The sequence below is a fragment of the Lysobacter koreensis genome, from assembly GCF_042677045.1.
In the GTDB taxonomy this organism is placed as follows: Bacteria; Pseudomonadota; Gammaproteobacteria; order Xanthomonadales; family Xanthomonadaceae; genus Lysobacter_K; species Lysobacter_K koreensis.
In genome coordinates this window covers 289,699-302,711 of the sequence record NZ_JBHTIH010000003.1, presented here as the reverse complement: position 1 = coordinate 302,711, position 13,013 = coordinate 289,699, and the positions used below count along the sequence as shown (strand labels likewise).

The following is a 13,013-nucleotide window of genomic DNA, read 5'->3' as shown; positions in this document are numbered from 1 at the left end:
GGCGGTGCGGTGTCGTTACCGCACATGAAACAAGCGTGGCGTCGGCGATCCGGCGCAGCAGGAGAAGCCAGTGCGAATCAAGCGTTTCATTGCCCCCGACATGCGCACCGCGTTGCGCATGGTCCGTGACGAACAGGGCCCCGATGCGGTGATCCTGTCCAACCGCGCGATCGACGGCGGCGGGATCGAAGTGGTCGCCGCCACCGACTACGACGAAGCCCTGGTGGCGCAGGCGCTGCGCGCCGCGGCCCCGGGACTGGAAACCGCGTTTGCGCCGAACGCCGCGAAGCCGCCGATGGCGATCGCCGCGCCGGCCATCGCGACCGCGGCCAGCCCGGCGCCGGCCGCAGCGGTCCCGGCCTTTGCCAGCTTGCTGCTGGAAGCCGCGCCGGAACCGACCCACTTCATTTCCACGCCGGCCACGCCGGTGCCCGCGGCCGCCAGCAGCGAGCCCCGCCCGCCGGCCGCGATCGCCCCGGTCGCGGCGGCCACCGATTCCCGGCCCGCGCCGAGCGCGACTGCCACTGCTACCGCGATGGCGGCCCCGGCGCGCGAGTCGCTGATGGCGCGTGCCCGCGCCGCGTTCAAGGGCCACGACGCCCGCGGCGGCGACGGCCCGACCCTGGCCGAACTGTCGGCCGGCGTGAGCGCCGTGCCGGCCGCGAGTTCCGCGACCACGCCGGCCGCGACCCGCTTCGAGGAAATGATGGCCGCGCTCAACGGGCCGACCACGGCTATCGGCGCGACTTCGACGACCGCGATCGTCGACGTCGCGCCGGCCGCGACCACGGCCGTCGAAACCACGACCGTCCAAGCCATCGCGCCGGCCCCGATCGCCGCGGTCGAGATCGCAGCGATCGCGACGAGCGCCAACCCGGTCACCGACACCGGACAGACGACGCCCGCCATCGCGATCGAACCGACCATCGCGACCGCCAGCACCGCGGCGACCGTTCCGAACGCCGATGACGGCGACAGCGACGCCGACTACCTGATCTCGCTCAGTTCCGGCGCGAGCCCGGCACCGGCGGCGACCGCCGACGCCTCGCGCGCGAGCGAGATGCCGACCACCCACGACGCGCTCGTCCCCGCCCCGACCCGCGCCCTGCGCGCCGTGGTCGCCGCCCCCAGCGCCACCCCCGACGCGAACATGCTCGCCATGCGCGACGAGCTGGCGAGCATGCGCCAGCTGATGGAAAAGCAGATGGAGCAGCTGTCGCTCGAGCGCCTGCGCGGGTCGCCGGGACGCGCGGCCGCCTACGACGCGCTGATCGGCTACGGCTGCGAGGAGACCCTGGCGCAATCGGTCGCGGCTAAGCTCGACCCGCGCCTGCCCGCGGCCGAGATCTTTGAGCCGATGTTCGCCGAGCTGGCGCGCACCCTCAGCGTCGCCCGCAGCGAACCGCTCGACGACGGCGGCGTGATCGCGCTGGTCGGCCCGACCGGTGCCGGCAAGACCACCACCGCGGCCAAGCTGGCCGCGCGCTTCGCCGCGCGCCACCGCGCCCGCGACGTCGCCCTGCTCACCACCGACGGCAAGCGCGCCGGCGCCCACGAACAACTGCACGCGCACGGCCGCCGCCTGGGCATCACCGTGTGCGCGGCCGCCGGCCCGGAGGGCCTGGCCGACGCGCTCGCGCAGCTCACCGACTACCCGCTGGTGCTGGTCGACACCACCGGCTACGCACCGCGCGACCGCGCGTTGTTCAGCCAGATCCTGTGGCTGCGCGCCGCGCGCAAGGTGCGCAGCCTGCTGGTGCTGCCGGCCAACGCCCACCCGCACGACCTGGGCGAAGTCATCCGCCGCTACCGCCCCGCCGCGCCGGAAGGCGTGGTCCTGACCAAGCTCGACGAAACCGGCCGCCTGGGCTCCGCGCTGTCGGTGACGGTCCGCCACGGCCTGACCCTGGCCTACACCACCCACGGCCAGGAAACCTCCGACCTCGACACCGCCGACGCCACCCACCTGGCACGGACACTGGAGAAACTGCGCCGTGCTGCCGATAACCCCCTCGCCACCGAGGATCGCCATGCAGTCGCCTGATTTCAACGCGCCCCACCGCACCGCATCGGGCGTCACCCCGCAGGCCGTGCCCCACGTCCGCTCGGCCGCCGACGGCGCTGCCGCCCCCCGCGTGATCGCGGTGGCCAGCGGCAAGGGCGGCGTCGGCAAGACATCGGTCTCGGTCAACCTCGCCACCGCCCTGGTCAACGCCGGCCAGCGCACCCTGCTGCTCGACACCGACCTGGGCCTGGCCAACGTCGACGTGATGCTCGGTCTGTCGCCGCGCTTCACCTTGGCCGACGTGTTCGCCGGCCGCTGCGAACTGCGCGACACCCTGCTTGCCGGTCCCAACGGGCTGATGGTGGTGCCGGCCGCGTCCGGCAAGCGCCACATGACCGAACTCACCCCGCAGCAGCACGTCGGCCTGGTGCACGCGTTCAGCGAGCTCGACCTGCCGATCGACACCATGGTGGTCGACAACGCCGCCGGCATTGCCGATGGCGTGCTGACCTTCTGCCAGGCCGCCCAGGACGTGATCGTGGTGGTCTGCGACGAGCCGGCCTCGGTCACCGACGCCTACGCCCTGATCAAGGTGCTCAGCCGCGAGCGCGGCGTCAGCCGCGTGCAGGTGCTCGCCAACCAGGTGCAGCACGCGGTCGAGGGCCGCCAGCTGTTCGAGAAGCTCGAACGCGTCAGCGCGCGCTTCCTCGACGTCACCCTCAATTACCTCGGCGCGATCCCGCGCGACGAGTGGCTGCGGCGCGCGATCCAGCGCCAGGAAGCCGTCGTCGACGCATTCCCGTCGTGCCCGTCGGCGATCGCGTTCCGCGACATCGCGCGCCGCTCGCGGCAGTGGCAGTCGCCGGCCGGTCCGCGCGGCCACGTCGAGTTCTTCATCGAACGCCTGATCGCGCAGGCACCGGCGCCGGCCGCGGCGCGGAGCGCGGCCGCATGAACGCCGTCGCCACCGCCCACTACCGCGCCACCCAGCGCGACGCGCAAACCAACAACGCTGCCGACATCGTCGAGCGCCACGGCGAACTGGTGCGGCGCATCGCCCACCACCTCGCCGCGCGCCTGCCGGCCAGCGTCGAGATCGACGACCTGATCCAGGCCGGCATGCTCGGCCTGATCGACGCGTCGCGGAACTTCCAGGCCGATCAGGGTGCGGCGTTCGAGACCTATGCCTCGATCCGCATCCGCGGCGCGATGATCGACGAGATCCGCCGCGGCGACTGGGTACCGCGCTCGGTGCACCGCCGCTACCGCGACCTGGTCGCCGCCACCCGCGACATCGAACAACGCACCGGCCGCGCCGCCACCGCGCAGCAGGTCGCCGGCGCGCTCGGCATCGGCCTGGACGAGTACCACCAGATGGTCGAGAACGCCGCGCGCGGCCAGCTGGTAAGCCTCGACGCGCACATGGACGAGCACGACGGCGAGCCGCGCCTGGCCGTCGCCGGCACCGCCACGCCCGCGCGCGCGTTCGCGAACAACGCGTTCCGCGAGGCGCTCGGGGCCGCCATCGGCGACCTGCCCGAACGCGAGCAGCTGGTGCTGTCGCTGTACTACGAGCAGGAACTGAACCTGCGCGAGATCGGTGCGGTGCTGTCGGTCAGCGAGTCGCGTGTGTGCCAGATCCATGGCCAGGCGGTGGTGCGGCTGCGCGCCCGCCTCGGCGACTGGCGCGGCGAGCAGGACGCGGACGACGACTGATTTCGACTCCCTCTCCCGCTCGCCACCCAGGGTGACTTCCTTCGGGGCGCGGGAGAGGGCTGGGGTAAGGGCACGCGAACCCAGCTTGCAACGACTACCTGGTTGCGCGCGCCCTCATCCGCCCTGCGGGCACCTTCTCCCGCCAGCGGGAGAAGGGAGAAGCAACGCAACGCATGCCACCACAAACACCATCGCAACCGACACGAGACCCGCATGGAAAAGAACATCCGCATCCTGATCGTCGACGACTTCTCGACCATGCGCCGCATCGTCAAGAACCTGCTCAACGACCTGGGCTTCTTCAACACCGCCGAGGCCGACGACGGCAACAGCGCGCTGGTCGAGTTGCGCAAGGGTCCGTTCGACCTGGTGATCACCGACTGGAACATGCCCGGCATGCCCGGCATCGACCTGCTCAAGGCGATCCGCGCCGACGCGGCGCTGTCGAAGATCCCGGTGCTGCTGGTCACCGCCGAGGCCAAGCGCGAGCAGATCATCGAAGCGGCGCAGGCCGGCGTGAACGGTTACGTGATCAAGCCGTTCACCGCCGCCACCCTCAGCGACAAGCTCGGCAAGGTGTTCGAGCGCCTCGGGGCTGCAGCGTGAATGCGGTCGCGGCTGTGCACAGCCGGCAAGCGGTGGTCGACACCCTGCACGCCGCGCTCGACGCGCTGGAGGCCGACGACCACGCCGCCTGGCGCGCCAACGTCGACGAGCTGATCCAGTGGCGCACCCAGCCGCTGGTGCAGGGCCTGGCCAAGCTCGCGCGCGAACTCGAGCAGGCGCTCGGCGACGCCAGCGGCGCCGCGCCCAGCGGCGGCTCGCTGCCCGAGGCGTGCGCGCGGCTGGAGCACGTGGTGCGCGTCACCGAAGACGCCAGCCACCACACCCTCGACCTGATCCAGGAATGCAGCGTGCTGCTGGGCACCCTGCCCGACGCCGCCGCCGAGGAGCAGGCCGCGACCGTGGCCGCGATCCGCGGCCGGCTGTCGGAGATGACCGCCGCGCAGGGCTACCAGGACCTCACCGGGCAGATCATCCGGCGCGTGGTCGAACTGGTGCGCGTGGTCCACGTCGGCCTCGGCGACATGGTCGGCGACGACGCCAACAGCACCCACGCGCGCGCGCGGCCGCTGCAGCTGTCCGGCCACGGCCACGGCCCGTCGCTGGCCGGCATCGACCCGCCCGCGGCGACCCAGGACGACGCCAACCAGCTGCTGTCCTCACTGGGGCTGTAGACCCGCATGTCCGCCATCGCCACCGACATCGCCGCGGACTTCCTGGTCGAGGCGCGTGAGATCCTCGACCAGCTCGGCGAGCAGATGGTCGTGCTCGAGCACGCGCCGGCCGACCGCGAATGCCTCAACGCGGTGTTCCGCGGCTTCCACACCATCAAGGGCGGCGCCGGGTTCCTCGACTTCGGCCCGATGGTGGCGATCTGCCACGCCGTGGAAGACCGTTTCGACGCCGCGCGCACCGGCGCCGCGCCGCTGGACGCGCAGGCCTTCGACGGCGCCCAGCAATCGCTGGACCTGCTGGTCGACATGCTGCGCTGCGTGTCGGCCGGGATCACCCCGGAACCGGCCCCGCCCGAGCTGCTGGCCGCGCTGCGCACCGGCACCGCGAACGCGCCGCCGGCCGCGGCGAACGACGCGCTCGCCGCGTTCGCCAGCGGCGGCGACAGCATCGACGACCTCGATTTCGAGGCGCTGCTGGACAGCCTGCACGGCGCCGGCGGCGTCCCCGGCGAAGCGCCCGCCGCGCCGGCGCCTGCCGCCATTCCAAAACTCGTCGCCAAATCCGCCGCCGTCGCGGTCGAAGCCGCCGAGGCCACCGTGCGCGTCGACGTGCGCCGCCTGGACGCGATGGTCAACCTGGTCGGCGAACTGGTGCTCGCCCGCAACCGCCTGAAGACGATCCGCCCGCGCCTGCGCGACGACGACCTCGACCGCGCCGTGGCTTCGCTCGACGTCGCCACCTCGCGCCTGCAGTCGGCGGTGATGACCGCGCGCATGCAGCCGGTCGGCCGCGTGTTCGCGCGCTTCCCAAAGCTCGCGCGCGACGTCGCCCGGCAACTGCACAAACAGGTCGACCTGGAGGTGGTCGGCGCCGACACCGAGCTCGACCGCAACCTGGTCGAGGCCCTGGCCGACCCGCTGGTGCACCTGGTGCGCAACGCGATCGACCATGGCATCGAGATGCCCGAGGCGCGCCGCCGCGCCGGCAAGCCCGAGCTCGGCCGCGTGCGCCTGAGCGCGCAGCAGGAAGGCGACCACGTCGCGATCGAAGTGCGCGACGACGGCGCCGGCATCGACCCGGACAAGATCCGCCGGATCGCGGTCGACAAGGGCCTGGTCGACGCCGACGCCGCCGCGCGCCTGTCCAGCGACGAATGCCTGCAGCTGTTGTTCCTGCCCGGTTTCTCCACCCGCGACGAGGTCAGCGACCTGTCCGGGCGCGGGGTCGGCATGGACGTGGTGCAGTCACGCATCCGCGAGCTGTCCGGCGCGGTGCAGATCCATTCCGAGATCGGCGCCGGCAGCCGCTTCGCGATCCGGGTGCCGCTGACCCTGGCGATCCTGCCGACGCTGCTGGTCGAGATCGACGACGACGTCTACGCGCTGCCGCTGGTGCGCGTGGTCGAGGTGCTCGCGCACGACCCGGGCAAGGCGTTGTGGATCGACGGCCAGCAGGTGCTCGACCTGCGCCAGCAGCCGCTGCCGCTGCTCGGCCTGCGCGACTGGCTCGGCCTCGACCCGGCGCCGCTGTCGGCGTCGACCTGCGTGGTGCTGCAGTCCGGCGAGCAACGCTTCTGCCTCGCGGTCGACCGCGTGCGCGGGCGCGAGGAAGTCGTGATCAAGGCGCTGCCGCCGACCCTGCGCGGCCTGCCCGGCTACGCCGGCGCCAGCCTGGTCGGCGACGGCCGCATGGCGCTGATCCTGGATGTCGACGCCCTGCTGCGCAGCGGCCTGCGCGGCAACGCCCCGGCCACCGCGCGCAGTTCAAGTAATCGCCACGGCAACCGATAAACACCCCATGGACCGACTCAGCATCATCGGCGCTGTTCTGGCCATCTGCGCCCTGATGGGCGGCAGCGTGCTCAAGGGCGCCGGCCTGTCCGGGCTGTGGTCGCCGGCCGCATTCGTGATCGTGATCCTCGGCACCCTGGCGGCGATCCTGCTGCAGACCTCGATGCCGACCTTCAAGCGCGCGATGAAGATGGCACGCTGGGTGTTCCAGCCGCCGGCGCACGACAGCGCCGCGGTGATCGCGCAGATCGTCGAGTGGTCGACCACCGCGCGCAAGCAGGGCCTGCTCGGCCTGGAGGCGCAGGTGAAGGCGCAGCCCGACCCGTTCCTGCGCAAGGGCCTGCAGATGGTGGTCGACGGGGTCGAACCCGAATCGATCCGCCAGGTGCTGGAGATCGAACTGCACGGCCACAGCTCGCGCGACCTGGCCGCGGCCAAGGTATTCGAGGGCATGGGCATCTACGCGCCGACCCTGGGCATCATCGGCGCGGTGCTCGGGTTGATGGCGGTGATGAAGAACCTCGCCGACCCGAGCAAGCTGGGCAGCGGCATCGCCGCGGCGTTCACCGCGACCATCTACGGCATCGGCGCGGCCAACCTGGCGCTGCTGCCGATCGGCAACAAGCTCAAGACCTTGGTCAACGCCCAGACCCACGAGCGCGAGATGATCGTCGAGGGCCTGATCGCGATCGCCCAGGGCGAGAACCCGCGCAACATCGAAGCCCGCCTCAACGGCTACGTGCACTGACGGGCCTGCCGACACCATGGCCCGCAAGCACCAGCACGAAGACCACGTCAACCACGAGGCCTGGGCGATCCCCTACGGTGATCTGGTGACGCTGCTGCTCGCGTTCTTCGTGGTCATGTACTCGATCTCCTCGGTCAACGAGGGCAAGTACCGCGCCGTGTCCGATGCGCTGTCGTCGGCGTTCGGCGGCACCCCGCGCACGATCTCGCCGCTGCAACTGGGCCAGGCCCAGCAGCGCGGCTCCGCGTTCGACCGGCCGTCGCCGCAGACCGCCGGCGGCAAGAGCGGGCCGGCAGCGGCCTCCCCGGTCACCCTGGTGCGCGTCAAGCAGGCGCTCGACATGCCGACCTTCGGCAAGCAGACGCGCACGCAGGCCACCGCCCAGGCCGCCGCACAGCGCGCGTTGCGCGAACGCGACCAGCAACTCAATTCGCTGGGCACCAAGATCCAGCACGCGCTGACCGAACTGGTGCGGCAGAAGCTGGTCACGGTGCGCCGCGGACGCACGTTCCTGGAGGTCGAGATCCAGAGCGACATCCTGTTCGCCAGCGGCGTCGCCGAGCCCAGCGCGGTGGCCACCGCGACCGTGCGCAAGCTGGCCGCGGTGCTGCACGGCGCGCCCAACGCGCTGCGCGTGGAGGGCTACACCGACGACCGCCCGATCCGCACCGCGCAGTTCCTGTCCAACTGGGAGCTGTCGGCGGCGCGCGCGGCCAGCGTGGTGCACGTGCTGGCCGCCGAAGGCGTCAACGCGCAGCGCATGGCGGTGGTCGGCTACGGCGAGCACCAGCCGATCGCCGACAACACCACGGACGCCGGCCGCAATGCCAACCGCCGCGTGCTGCTGGTGATCCTGGCCGCGCCGCAAGGGCCGGATGCGGTGCCCGAGACCGGCCCGACCATCGCGCTCGAACCGCAACCCGCGCCCGAGGCGCCCGAGGCCGCCGCCGCGGCCGCGCGCACCGCCGACGCCGCGACACCATCGACCCCCGCCGGCCGCGCCGTCACGCGCGCGCCGGTTCGCACCCCGGGCGCCCGCCACGGCACCGGCGTTGTCCGCCATCGCGTCGAGAAAGCGCCGTCGACCTCGGTCGCCGCGCAACTCGCGCCCCAACCGGGAGCCGGCTGACATGCAGGCCTGGGCCATTGCCAACCAGAAGGGCGGCGTCGGCAAGACCACGACCACCTTGTGCCTGGCGCGCGGGCTGGCGCTGGCCGGCCAGCGCGTGCTGCTGATCGACCTCGACCCGCACGCGTCGCTGACGCGCGCGTTCGGCGTGCCCGCCAATCCGCCGCCGGCCGGCACCCACGACCTGTTCGACAACAGCGGCGCATCGCTGGCGTCGCTGGCGCGCGCCACCCAGATCGATGGCCTCAAGCTGATCGCCGCGCAACCGGCGCTGGCGACGCTGGAGCGCCGCGGCGCCACCCAGCCCGGGCTCGGCCTCGCGCTCGGCCGCGCGCTGCACGCGGTGCAGCCGCTGTACGACCACGTGCTGCTCGACTGCCCGCCCACGCTCGGCCTGCTGATGGTCAACGCGTTGGCCGCGGCCGATCGCCTGGTGGTGCCGACCCAGACCGATCCGCTCGCGCTGCACGGCCTGGCGGACATGCTGCGCACCGCCGAGATGGTCGAGCGTTCGCGCCGGCGGCCGCTGCCGCAGCACGTGCTGCCGACCCTGTACGACCGCCGCACGCGCTCGGGCGTGCACAGCCTGGAGCTGCTGCACGACCGTTACGAAGGCCGGGTCTGGCCCGGCGCCGTGCCGATGGACACGCGCCTGCGCGATGCCCCCGCGCTCACCACCGCGATCGCGCCCAGCGGCCGCGGCGCGGACGCCTACCGCCGCGCGCTGGCCTGGCTGCTGGCGCAGCACCACGTCCCACAACGGCAGGCCGCATGAGCAGCGCGACCGGCACCATGAGCGTGCTCGACGATTACCTCGACGCGTTGCTCGACAGCGCGCCGATCGCAGCCGCCGAGAGCGCGACCGCCGACACCGCGCCGGCGCCGCCGTCGGCCTGCGTGCCCGTGCCCGTGCCCGTGCCCGTGCCCGTGCCCGCACCCGCACCGCCCGTGCCTGCGCCGCCCGTGCCTGCGCCGCTCCTGCCCGCGACGATCCAGGCGCCCACGCCGGCCGCGCAGCCCAGCACCGTCGCGACCGCGCCGGCGCCGCCACCATCGGCGCCGCTGCCATCGACGATGCCCTCGTCCCACCGCTGGCTGCGCGCCGCCGTCGGCAACGACAGCTACGCGCTGGAACTGCTGCGCGTGCAGGAAGTGGTGCGCATGGCGCCGATCGTCGCCATGCGCGGCGCCGCGCCCGCGGTGCTCGGGGTCATGAACCTGCGCGGCCGCATCGTGCCGGTGTTCGACCTGGGCCTGTGGCTCGGCACCGGCGGCGTCCACCCCGACGAGCGCAGCCGCATCGTGGTTGTCGAACGCGACGACGAACTGATCGGTGTGCTGGTCAGCCTGGTCGAGGACGTCGTCACGCTCGGCCGCGAGCGCATCGAACCGCCGCTGCCGGGCAGCGATCCCGGCGCCATCGTCGGTATCGCGCGCGTCGGTCCCACGCCGACGGTGCTGCTCGACGCCAACGCGTTGTTCGGCTGATCGTGCCGCCAACCCCGCTCAAGTCGCACCCGCGCACGCCGTTAACCCACTAGAACACTTCTCGCCTGCGGCCCACCCATGAACCAGCTTTCCCTGCAAACCGACCTGGGCATCGAATGCGTCGCGCAGCTGCAGGCAGCGCTGCAGCCGCACCTGGACGACGACGCACCGCTGGCGCTGGCCGGCGACCGCGTCGAACGCGTGCACGCGGCCGGGCTGCAGTTGCTGCACGCGTTCGTCCGCGACCGCGCCGCGCATGGCCGCCACACCACCGTCACCCTTGCCTCGCCGACCCTCGCCGCCGCCGCGCGCCAACTCGCGCTCGCGGTCAGCCTCGGGGTCGACACCCCGATGGATTCGGAGCACGTCTGAAATGGAAGCGACCGAATCCATCGCCCCCACCCTTGCCCTCCCCCGCAAAGCGGGAGAGGGAAAACTGAAGACACTCAACCAAGTTGAGTGCCGTGTTCTTAACGGAGAGCCCGCGTGAGCGCGCAACTGCTGATCGTCGACGATTCCACCTCCATGCGGCAGATGGTCGCGTTCGCGCTGACCTCCGGCGGCTACAACGTGCGCGAGGCCGAGGACGGCCAGGCCGCGCTCGATATCGCGCGCACCCAGCGCTTCGACGCAGTGGTCACCGACGTCAATATGCCGCGCATGGACGGCATCACCCTGATCCGCGAACTGCGCCAGCTGCCGGCCTACAAGTTCACCCCGATGCTGATGCTCACCACCGAGTCCGGCGGCGACAAGAAGCTGGAAGGCAAGGCCGCCGGTGCGACCGGCTGGCTGGTCAAGCCGTTCGACCCCGACCAGCTGGTCGCGACCATCCGCAAAGTGCTCGGCTGAGCCATGGACATCACCCGCTTCCACGCCGCGTTCTTCGAAGAGAGCCGTGAAGGGCTGGACGCGATGGAGAGCGGGCTGCTCGCTCTGGAAGTGTCCAGTAACGGCGGGGGCGCCGGCGACGCCGAGACGATCAACGTCATCTTCCGCGCCGCGCATTCGATCAAGGGCGGCGCGGCGACGTTCGGCTTCACCGCCGTCACCGACCTCACCCACCTGCTGGAAACCCTGCTCGACGAAGCCCGCGGCGGCCGCCGCACGCTCGACTCGGACGCGGTCGGCGCACTGCTGGTCGCCGTCGACGTGCTGCGCGCGCTGCTGGCCGCCTGCGAACACGGCAGCGCGGTCGACCAGGCCGCGCTGGCGCACGCGCGCGCCGGCTTGGACCGCTTGCTGGCAGCCGCCGGCGCCACGGCCGCGGCGCCCGCAAGCGTCGACGCCGCCGCGCCGGCAGCGGCCAGCGACTGGCGCATCGGCTTCGCGCCCGCGCCGTCGATGTTCATGAGCGGCAACGACCCGCTGCGGATCCTGCGCGAGCTGGCCAGCCATGGCGAACTCGGGGTGACCTGCCTGGACGAGCGGCTGCCGGCGTTCGACCGCATGGATCCGGTCGAGGCCTACCTCGCCTGGGATCTGACCCTGCCCGGCTCGGTGCCGCGCGCGGCGATCGACGAGGCATTCGCGTGGGTCGAGGGCGAGTGCGAGCTTTCCATCGCCCCGGCTCAGATCGCGCCTGCGGATGCCGCGTCGTCGGCGTCCATGCCTAGCGGTGCGGCCGCCGCCGACATCGCTACCCCCGTCCGCCGCGCCAGCGATGCCGACAATTCCATCCGCGTCGCGATCGCCAAGGTCGACGCACTGATCAACCTGGTCGGCGAGCTGGTGATCACCCAGGCGATGCTGCAACAGCGCGCCGAGGCCCTCGACCCGGTCGCCAACGAGGCCCTGCTGTCGGGCCTGGTGCAGCTGGAGCGCAACACCCGCGACCTGCAGGAATCGGTGATGGGCGTGCGCATGCTGCCGGTCGAGTTCGCCTTCAGCCGCTTCCCGCGCATGGTCCGCGACCTCGCCAGCCGGCTCGACAAGCAGGTCAACCTGCGTACCAGTGGCGAAGCCACCGAACTGGACAAGGGCGTGATCGAGAAGATCGTCGACCCGCTGGTGCACCTGGTGCGCAACGCGATCGACCACGGCCTGGAAACCCCGGCCGAGCGCCGCGCCGCCGGCAAGGACGAGGCCGGCACGGTCACCCTCACCGCCGCGCACCAGGGCGCCACCATCGTCATCGAGATCGCCGACGACGGCCGCGGCCTGGATCGCGAGCGCATCCTGCGCAAGGCCGCCGAGCGCGGCATCGCGATGCCCGACACCCCGACCGACGCGCAGGTGTGGGAGCTGGTGTTCGCGCCGGGCTTCTCCACCGCCGACGCCCTCACCGACCTGTCCGGCCGCGGCGTGGGCATGGACGTGGTCAAGAAGAACATCGCCGCACTCGGCGGCCAGGTCGAGATCCGCAGCCGCACCGGCCACGGCACCACCGTGTCGATCCGCCTGCCGCTGACCTTGGCGATCGTCGACGGCATGTCGGTCGCGGTCGGCGACGAGGTGTTCATCGTGCCGCTGAGCATGGTGGTCGAATCGCTGCTGCCGGCCGCCGCGGACGTGCGCACCATCGCCGGCGACACGCGCGTGCTGCGCGTGCGCGACGACTACCTGCCGCTGCTCAACCTGGCCGAACAGTACGGCTTGCCCGCGGCCACCCGCGTCGCGGGCGTCGAGCCGCCGACCCCGATCGCGGTGGTGGTGGAAAGCGATGGCCGCCGCCTCGCGCTGGAGGTCGACGAACTGCTCGGCCAGCAGCAGGTCGTGGTCAAGAACCTGGAAAGCAACTACCGCCGCGTGGCTGGCGTGTCCGGCGCGACGATCCTCGGCGACGGCCGGGTCGCGCTGATCGTCGATGCCGCCGGCCTCGCCCACACCACCCGGCTGCCGGAAGCGGCCTGACGGCTACCGGCCGGCTGCCACGCGACTGCAACGCACCGAACGCTT

Annotated in this window: 13 protein-coding genes; all 13 read left to right on the top strand. The window is 72.3% G+C overall.

The window, feature by feature from the left end:
- Window positions 1-70: 70 nt before the first annotated feature.
- The 13 genes from ACFQZQ_RS06745 (at window position 71) to ACFQZQ_RS06685 (ending at window position 12,968) form a co-directional block, all read left to right on the top strand.
- Window positions 71-2,044 (top strand): flagellar biosynthesis protein FlhF, encoded by a 1,974-nt coding sequence (locus ACFQZQ_RS06745; RefSeq protein WP_386811997.1) that lies wholly within the window; start codon window positions 71-73, stop codon window positions 2,042-2,044.
- Window positions 2,031-2,960: a MinD/ParA family protein gene (locus tag ACFQZQ_RS06740; RefSeq protein WP_386811996.1), complete on the top strand. Its 930-nt coding sequence runs from the start codon at window positions 2,031-2,033 to the stop codon at window positions 2,958-2,960. The genes ACFQZQ_RS06745 and ACFQZQ_RS06740 overlap by 14 nt, the downstream gene beginning before the upstream one ends.
- Window positions 2,957-3,721 carry an RNA polymerase sigma factor FliA gene (locus ACFQZQ_RS06735; protein ID WP_386811995.1) on the top strand — a complete coding sequence of 255 codons (765 nt, stop codon included), beginning with the start codon at window positions 2,957-2,959 and terminating at the stop codon, window positions 3,719-3,721. The genes ACFQZQ_RS06740 and ACFQZQ_RS06735 overlap by 4 nt, the downstream gene beginning before the upstream one ends.
- A 213-nt stretch (window positions 3,722-3,934) precedes the next feature.
- Window positions 3,935-4,327, top strand: coding sequence for a chemotaxis response regulator CheY (gene cheY, locus ACFQZQ_RS06730; protein WP_386811994.1), 393 nt, complete (start codon window positions 3,935-3,937; stop codon window positions 4,325-4,327).
- Window positions 4,324-4,959: a protein phosphatase CheZ gene (locus tag ACFQZQ_RS06725; RefSeq protein ID WP_386811993.1), complete on the top strand. Its 636-nt coding sequence runs from the start codon at window positions 4,324-4,326 to the stop codon at window positions 4,957-4,959. The genes cheY and ACFQZQ_RS06725 overlap by 4 nt, the downstream gene beginning before the upstream one ends.
- Before the next feature lie 6 nt (window positions 4,960-4,965).
- Window positions 4,966-6,750 carry a chemotaxis protein CheA gene (locus ACFQZQ_RS06720; RefSeq protein ID WP_386811992.1) on the top strand — a complete coding sequence of 595 codons (1,785 nt, stop codon included), beginning with the start codon at window positions 4,966-4,968 and terminating at the stop codon, window positions 6,748-6,750.
- Window positions 6,751-6,757: 7 nt separating this feature from the next.
- The gene (locus ACFQZQ_RS06715; RefSeq protein ID WP_386811991.1) at window positions 6,758-7,498 is read left to right on the top strand and encodes a flagellar motor protein; all 741 of its coding nucleotides are present in this window, start codon (window positions 6,758-6,760) and stop codon (window positions 7,496-7,498) included.
- Window positions 7,499-7,514: 16 nt separating this feature from the next.
- The gene (gene motD, locus ACFQZQ_RS06710; protein ID WP_386811990.1) at window positions 7,515-8,627 is read left to right on the top strand and encodes a flagellar motor protein MotD; all 1,113 of its coding nucleotides are present in this window, start codon (window positions 7,515-7,517) and stop codon (window positions 8,625-8,627) included.
- Window position 8,628: 1 nt separating this feature from the next.
- Window positions 8,629-9,402: a ParA family protein gene (locus ACFQZQ_RS06705; RefSeq protein WP_386811989.1), complete on the top strand. Its 774-nt coding sequence runs from the start codon at window positions 8,629-8,631 to the stop codon at window positions 9,400-9,402.
- The gene (locus tag ACFQZQ_RS06700; RefSeq protein WP_386811988.1) at window positions 9,399-10,115 is read left to right on the top strand and encodes a chemotaxis protein CheW; all 717 of its coding nucleotides are present in this window, start codon (window positions 9,399-9,401) and stop codon (window positions 10,113-10,115) included. The genes ACFQZQ_RS06705 and ACFQZQ_RS06700 overlap by 4 nt, the downstream gene beginning before the upstream one ends.
- A 78-nt stretch (window positions 10,116-10,193) precedes the next feature.
- Complete coding sequence (locus ACFQZQ_RS06695) at window positions 10,194-10,487, top strand: STAS domain-containing protein (RefSeq protein ID WP_386811987.1); 294 nt, start codon at window positions 10,194-10,196, stop codon at window positions 10,485-10,487.
- Window positions 10,488-10,601: 114 nt separating this feature from the next.
- Entirely contained in the window at window positions 10,602-10,967 is a 366-nt protein-coding gene (locus ACFQZQ_RS06690; protein WP_386811986.1) for a response regulator, read from the top strand.
- A gap of 3 nt (window positions 10,968-10,970) precedes the next feature.
- Window positions 10,971-12,968, top strand: coding sequence for a chemotaxis protein CheA (locus tag ACFQZQ_RS06685; protein ID WP_386811985.1), 1,998 nt, complete (start codon window positions 10,971-10,973; stop codon window positions 12,966-12,968).
- Window positions 12,969-13,013: the final 45 nt, after the last annotated feature.

Coding starts and splice junctions, on each gene's coding strand:
- ACFQZQ_RS06715 (WP_386811991.1), top strand. CDS start 6,758: ATGGACCGACTCAGCATCATCGGCGCTGTTCTGGCCATCTGCGCCCTG.
- motD (WP_386811990.1), top strand. CDS start 7,515: ATGGCCCGCAAGCACCAGCACGAAGACCACGTCAACCACGAGGCCTGG.
- ACFQZQ_RS06740 (WP_386811996.1), top strand. CDS start 2,031: ATGCAGTCGCCTGATTTCAACGCGCCCCACCGCACCGCATCGGGCGTC.
- ACFQZQ_RS06705 (WP_386811989.1), top strand. CDS start 8,629: ATGCAGGCCTGGGCCATTGCCAACCAGAAGGGCGGCGTCGGCAAGACC.
- cheY (WP_386811994.1), top strand. CDS start 3,935: ATGGAAAAGAACATCCGCATCCTGATCGTCGACGACTTCTCGACCATG.
- ACFQZQ_RS06720 (WP_386811992.1), top strand. CDS start 4,966: ATGTCCGCCATCGCCACCGACATCGCCGCGGACTTCCTGGTCGAGGCG.
- ACFQZQ_RS06695 (WP_386811987.1), top strand. CDS start 10,194: ATGAACCAGCTTTCCCTGCAAACCGACCTGGGCATCGAATGCGTCGCG.
- ACFQZQ_RS06685 (WP_386811985.1), top strand. CDS start 10,971: ATGGACATCACCCGCTTCCACGCCGCGTTCTTCGAAGAGAGCCGTGAA.
- ACFQZQ_RS06735 (WP_386811995.1), top strand. CDS start 2,957: ATGAACGCCGTCGCCACCGCCCACTACCGCGCCACCCAGCGCGACGCG.
- ACFQZQ_RS06700 (WP_386811988.1), top strand. CDS start 9,399: ATGAGCAGCGCGACCGGCACCATGAGCGTGCTCGACGATTACCTCGAC.